Annotated in this window: 6 protein-coding genes; 1 reads left to right on the top strand and 5 read right to left on the bottom strand. The window is 48.2% G+C overall.

The features are described 5' to 3' along the window. Positions 1-173 precede the first annotated feature (173 nt). The 4 genes from RYL88_RS10960 to RYL88_RS10945 are packed head-to-tail and all read right to left on the bottom strand — an operon-like array spanning position 174 to position 4,720. Positions 174-2,099, bottom strand: a complete 1,926-nt coding sequence (locus tag RYL88_RS10960; RefSeq protein WP_314991267.1) for a DEAD/DEAH box helicase — start codon at positions 2,097-2,099, stop codon at positions 174-176. Beyond that, positions 2,089-3,312, bottom strand: a complete 1,224-nt coding sequence (locus RYL88_RS10955) for a pitrilysin family protein (protein ID WP_314991265.1) — start codon at positions 3,310-3,312, stop codon at positions 2,089-2,091. Before RYL88_RS10955 ends, RYL88_RS10960 begins: the two co-directional genes overlap by 11 nt. Continuing rightward, complete coding sequence (locus RYL88_RS10950; RefSeq protein ID WP_314991263.1) at positions 3,312-4,361, bottom strand: dehypoxanthine futalosine cyclase; 1,050 nt, start codon at positions 4,359-4,361, stop codon at positions 3,312-3,314. Before RYL88_RS10950 ends, RYL88_RS10955 begins: the two co-directional genes overlap by 1 nt. 44 nt (positions 4,362-4,405) lie before the next feature. Beyond that, positions 4,406-4,720, bottom strand: coding sequence for a hypothetical protein (locus RYL88_RS10945; protein ID WP_314991261.1), 315 nt, complete (start codon positions 4,718-4,720; stop codon positions 4,406-4,408). Between the two features lie 65 nt (positions 4,721-4,785). On the opposite strand from RYL88_RS10945, the gene RYL88_RS10940 reads away from it, so the two are divergent. Then, positions 4,786-5,157, top strand: coding sequence for a hypothetical protein (locus RYL88_RS10940; protein WP_314991259.1), 372 nt, complete (start codon positions 4,786-4,788; stop codon positions 5,155-5,157). Between the two features lie 517 nt (positions 5,158-5,674). On the opposite strand, the gene RYL88_RS10935 is transcribed toward RYL88_RS10940, so the two are convergent. After that, positions 5,675-5,940 (bottom strand): YciI family protein (locus tag RYL88_RS10935; protein ID WP_314991257.1); only part of this gene is annotated, 266 nt, incomplete at its 5' end.

Here is a 5,940-nt window from a genome sequence, read left to right as displayed (position 1 = left end):
TTTCACGGCTTACTGGCGGTTTTAAATTTAGTATCCCGCGTAAAGTCGCTAAAATGCGTCAATTCTAGGGGCGTATCAAGCAATCCAAATAGGCTAAATTTAAGGCTCTTATAAAATTTGCCGTAATCAAAAATACGCGCTTTAAGGCCTTGAAATTAGCGTTAAATCGCTTTTTACCCAAGCCCCGCCCTATCTTTGGCAGCTTGCGTGATTTCCTCTTCGTAGTCGTAGTATTCAAACGTCGCGCCGTGCTGAAACGCGCCGTTTAGGATATCACCGCTTTGGCGATTTTTGAGGTCTATCTCGGCGATCTTAAAGCCATCCAGCGTCTCGCAAAACTCCCTCAGGCGCGACGGCGGATTTTTAAGCTTCGTAAACAAAAAGCAAAATCCGCTCCCGCCGTTTCGCCCTACTCGTCCGCGCAGCTGATGCAGGCTTGCTAGACCGAGTCTTTCCGCGCCCACGATCACGATCGTGCTAAGCCTGGGCAGCGAGATGCCGACCTCGACCACCGTCGTCGATAGTAGCACGTCGCCGCGCTCGCGAAATTCACGTAGCACTTGCTCTTTTTCTTTGTCTCTGCCGTGCGTCACGTAGACGTTTGTAAAATTTGCCCGCCAAAACCCCTGCGCCTCCTCCAGCCCCTGATAGTTTGAGCTTTCGCTGCCCTCCACGAGTGGATATATCACGGCGACTTGCTTGCCTTTGGCGATTTGTACTTTGATATGCGCTAGCAACTCGCCAAAGTCTGCGCTTTGTAAAATTTGCGTGTGGATGTGCTTTTCAAAAGGCATCTGCCGCAGGAAACTAAACTCCGCGAAGCTGCTTTGTATCATGCTTAGCGTGCGAGGGATCGGCGTTGCCGAAAACTGCACCACGTGAGCCCTAGTCTCGTTCGCCGCTTTTGTTTGCTTATTTCCTTTTTCGGGCGCGGTTGCGGTCAAATTTGTCTGCTCGCCGCCGTCAAATTTACCCTCAAATTCACCCTCCGCCCCGTCAAGTTGCGGGTCTTGTCCAAGCCCTCCGCTAGCTAGAGCGTTGATTTTCTCGCGTTGATTTGAGCCGAAACGGTGCTGCTCGTCTATCATCACCAAAGGCGCTGCGGGCAAGCTTTGATAGAGCAAAACATGCGTGCCGATGATGAGATTTACGCCGTCAAATTCGGGCTTGTCGCCGCTTTTAACAAGCAAAACGCGCATAAAATCAGGCATCAAACGCGCCGCCTCGGCGTAAATTTGCTCGGCTAGTATCGACGTGGGCGCCATGATGAGCGCGGGGCCGGGATAGACGCTAAGCGCGGCAGCTAGCATAACGAGCGTCTTGCCGCTGCCCACATCGCCCATCACGACGCGTCGCACCGCCTCCTCGCCGCTAAAGTCCGCGCGCAAATCGGCGATAGCGTTTAGCTGATCGGTTGTCGGCGCAAACGGCAAATTTTTAAGCCACTCCGAGATATCAAAAAGATTGATTTTAGGCGCCTTAAAGTGAGTTTTTTTAGCGTTTAGCTTTTTTAGATAGTTGTAAATTTCGACGAATTTTAACACCTCTTCGCCCGCTTTTTCGCGAACGAGTGCGTCCAGCATCGTCACACTTTTTTCGTCTCCTCTGTGCAGATCTAGCAAAAACTCGGCCTCTTTAGGCGCGAGTCCCGCCTCTAGCAAATTTGACAAATTTACGTATTTTTGGATCAAATTTTTAAACGAATCGTCTCTGAGAGAGAGTTTGTATTTGGGTATGATTTCGTTTATTTTTGTGACGATTTTGGGATTGGTTAGCTGCCACGAGCCGTAGGCGTAGGCGCATTTGCCGCTCACAAACACGCTTTTGCCGACCTTAAATGCGCCGTGATGCCAAGGCTTGGCGTTAAAAATCACGATTTTGACGTTTTGCTCCCACGCCTCGCACCAGCATACGGCGTGCAGCATTCCGCCTTGGCGATACGCGCTTTTTATCTCTACGGCGACGCTCACGTGTCCGTCTTTTGGTGCGGCGGCCAGGCTCGTATCTTCAAAGCTTTTAGGAAGCTTTAGCGCTAGATCGAGCAGAGTGGTTACGCCGATTTTTTTTAGATTTATTCTGTCTTTTTCATCAAATTTCATTGTAAAGCACGGCAAAACTGAGCTTTTCTATCTCTGCGTGCTCCGCGATAAACGCGTTTAGCTCAGCAAGCTTTAGCTTCGAGATTTTTTCTAGCTCGTCTTTAAAATTTCCTAGTTTAAAGCCGTTATAAAACTCGCTCTGAGCGATGTTTAAGCGGTTAAAAAGCGTCTCTTGGCGTAGCGGCTGCGAGCCTAACAAAAATCTTTTAGCCTGCGCTAGCTCGCCGGCTTTCACGCCGTTTTTGACGAATTTTGCAAATTCGTCTTTCACGACCGCGACCGCCTCGCTCCTGCTTTCGTTTTTGGTTTGTAGATAGCCCCAAATTTGAGAATGGCTGAGCGCAAATTCGCTCCTAGCATACGCCGAATACGCCAGCCCTCGCTTTACGCGGATCTCCTCCATCAGTCTACTGCCAAAGCCGCCTTCGCCCAAAATAAACGTCGCGACCTTAGCCTTATATCGCTCCTCGCGGGAAACGTCAAAAGGCGCGCCGAAGTAAATATAGGCTTGCTCGCTAGGTTTGATGATGGCTTTTTCGCCGCATTTTTCATCGGTTTTAAAAAGCTTTAGCTCGCGCACTTCGCCATGCTTTAGCGAGCTTAAAATCTCGTCTAAATTTAGCTCCCCCTGCGTCACTTCGCCGCCCAGCACTACGAATAAATTTGCCAGATCAAGCTTGCTAGCGATGAAATTTTTAACGTCCTCTAGCGTGATGCTCTCCACGCTTTGCTTCGTGCCGATGCTTGGGCGCGCTAGATTCGTACCAGGATACAGCAGCCCGTTTAGCGCGACTCTAGCTAGATAGTCGTAGTCGCTCTCGTTGCTAGATATCTCGCCTAGAGTCAGAGTTCGCACTTTCTCAAAGCTTTTTTGGCTTAAATTGGGCTCCTCCAAAAGCTCTTTTAGTTTGGCAAGCGCAAAAGAAAAGTGCTCCTTTAGACAGTTTAGCTCAAACGTAAAGGTCTCAAATCCAGCACTCGCGTAAAGGCTAATCGCGCGCGTTTCAAGCTCTTTAGCAAAGCCCGCCGCACCCTTGCTTAGCGTGCCTTCGTCAAAAATTTTAGCGACGAATTTAGCAAGCCCGGCCTTCTCCTCTGCGCAAGCTCCGGCAACCTTGAAAATAAGCTTTAGGCTTACCGCGGGCAGGGTTTTACTAGCCTCGTAAACGGTAGGGATTTGTAAATTTGCGGCTTTTAAATTTATGATTTTCATCAATAAAACCTTTCTAAAATATCATAATTGGTATTGCGTTTGGCGGGTTTTTCGCCGATGTCTTTGATGAGGCGTATCATCTCGTCTTGATTCATACGGTAGCTAGCGCCCGCGGCCTTGACGACGTTTTCCTCCATCATCGTGCTGCCTAGATCGTTTGCGCCAAACAATAGCGCCAGCTGCCCGATGTAGCTACCCTGCGTGACCCAGCTGCTTTGGATGTTGGGTACGTTGTCCAAAAACAGCCTAGAGACGGCAAGCAGGCGCAAATAGCGATTCGAGCTTTGCTTTTTGATCTCAGGACGTTCGGCGGCTAGGCGCGTGTTTAGCCCCTGGAAGCTCCACAAGATAAATGCTCTAAAGCCGCCCGTCTCGTCCTGCAGGCTCCTGATATGCTCCCAGTGCTCCACGATCTCGCGCGTGGTTTCGACGGTACCAAACATCATCGTAGCCGTCGTCTTTAGCCCCTCCTCGTGCGCCTCGCGGTGGATGCGCAGCCAAGTCTCTACGTCGCATTTTTTAGGCGCGATCACGTCTCGGACGCGGTCGCTAAGTATCTCTGCTCCGGCTCCGGGCATAGAGTAGAGTCCTTTTTCTCGCAGACGGCGCAGCGCTTCCCTAGTGCTTATGCGCGAGATCCTCGCGATATAGTCGATCTCGACCGCGGAAAATCCGTGAATCGTGATGCTTGGATATTTTTTCGCGATAAACTCCACGAGATCTTCGTACCACTCGATTTTTAGTTTCGGATGCACGCCGCCTTGAAACAAAATTTGCGTCCCACCGATAGCGATGAGCTCCTCGATCTTTTGTCCGATCTCGTCAAAGCTAAGAACATAGGCGTCCTCGTCCTTATGATCGCGGTAAAACGCGCAAAATTTACAGTCCACCCAGCACGCGTTCGTGTAGTTGATGTTTCTATCTACGATAAATGTCGTGACGCCCTGGGGATGCAGCTCGCGTTTACGCGCTAAAGCCATCGCTCCAAGCCCGTTTAGCTCGGCGTTTTCTATCAAATTTACCGCCTCGTCCACGCTTAGTCTATTCAAATTTTTCCTTTAAATTTTTTACGCGAGTTTAGCGAAAAACGCTTTTATCTTTGATAAATTCGCGTTTTTAACTTCTTGCGGATATCGTTTCGCGCCTCAACGCGAAGGAAAAGAAATGATTTTAAAATCCGCAAAAACGCGACCAGGCCAAGAAATTTAGCCCTTTTGGCGCTAGACGGGGCGTCGGTGTCTCGTTGCGCCATAAAAAGTCCGCTCGCAAAGACGGCCGCGACGTGTCCAAGCATCATCAGGACAGGCGCGACGGTTCGCACCACCACAGATAGCCGCTCTCCTGCATAAACCGCGGCGTCAAATTTGCCGCGGCTTTTTAAATTTACCCGTTTTTGCCGTCCGCTCAAATTTAACCCGATTTATAAAGCTTAAATTTGATAAAATCGCAGGACATTTTATCAAAGGAGAAAAGATGAAAAATTTAGTTTTAGCTGCGATTTTGGCGCTATTTTTTGCAGGCTGCGCGGCAAACAAACCGGCTCCCGCCGAACAAAACGCGCCGGAGTATCGCCATGCTACGCAGATAAAAGACGCTAGCTGCCCGCATCACGGCATGGCGAACGCTAGCTGCGCACAGTCTCACGCAGCGATCAAAGAGTGCCCTCATCACGGAAATCACGGAGCGGACAAAAGTCACGGCTGCGGCGGCGAGAGTGCCAAATCAAACTTATACCCAAAATGCTACGCGAAAGCGCAAGGCTGCGCGCAGCATAAAGGTTGCGCTCATCATGAAAAAAGCTGCGTAAGCGACGAAACGTACGCCTGCCCTCATCACAAGCACTAAAATTTAAATGCGGTCAAGGTCAAATTTGATCGCTTTCTCCATCAAATTTAAGCCTGCAAAAGCAGCGCGGAGGATTAAATTTTAATTTATTTATAGTTAATTTACATATTTAAAATTTGAGTTTATAATCCCCTTATCAATTCAAAGAGGAAATCGGCGATAGCTTATTTTTTATGGGGCAAAAGCTTGATTTGCCCGCAATCATCGCCATAGGCATGATAGGAGCCGGAGTGGTTGTTATAAATTTATTTTAAAAGAGCGTTGGTGACTAAACGTATATTAAATTAAGCTAGCCGTTTCTTTAAATTTGGCTAGATTTTAAGTTTACGAAGAGAAACCAACTTTTTTGATTTTAAATTTTAAACGAGAATTTTATAAAAGGCGACCGTATTTTAAACTGCACCGTTAAAGGTTAATTTTATTGCAGGCAAACGCGCAAATCCAGTCGCAGTCGTTTGCCTTTTTGAATTTTATTAATAATTACCCAAGCCGGTTAACCTTAGCTTGCCCAGTTCGTTTACTCGCCTAAAAGCCGCTCAAAATCAGGTACGAATTTCGTCGGCGAAAACTCGGTAATTTCATATTTTGCGATACCGTTTTTAAAAAACGGATCTTGTCCGATAATCTCGTCAAGCTCCGAGCGATCTTTAATGTTTGCCAAGATGATGCCGCCGCTACGCGGGATTTTACGCCCCGAGCAGATAAATTTATTTTCTGCGTAAAATTTATCCAAAAATGCATTGTGTTCGCTTATGACGCTATCTACTTCGCTTAACTCTTTAA

Origin of the sequence: uncultured Campylobacter sp. (assembly GCF_963517995.1) — a bacterium.
In the GTDB taxonomy this organism is placed as follows: domain Bacteria; phylum Campylobacterota; class Campylobacteria; order Campylobacterales; family Campylobacteraceae; genus Campylobacter_A.
Note: the sequence above shows the minus strand (reverse complement) of the source record. Positions and strands in the feature narration are given on the sequence as shown.

What these genes read in the sequence shown, in the direction of transcription:
- RYL88_RS10960 (WP_314991267.1), bottom strand. Translation starts at nt 2,099, where the DNA reads ATGAAATTTGATGAAAAAGACAGAATAAATCTAAAAAAAATCGGCGTA.
- RYL88_RS10955 (WP_314991265.1), bottom strand. Translation starts at nt 3,312, where the DNA reads ATGAAAATCATAAATTTAAAAGCCGCAAATTTACAAATCCCTACCGTT.
- RYL88_RS10940 (WP_314991259.1), top strand. Translation starts at nt 4,786, where the DNA reads ATGAAAAATTTAGTTTTAGCTGCGATTTTGGCGCTATTTTTTGCAGGC.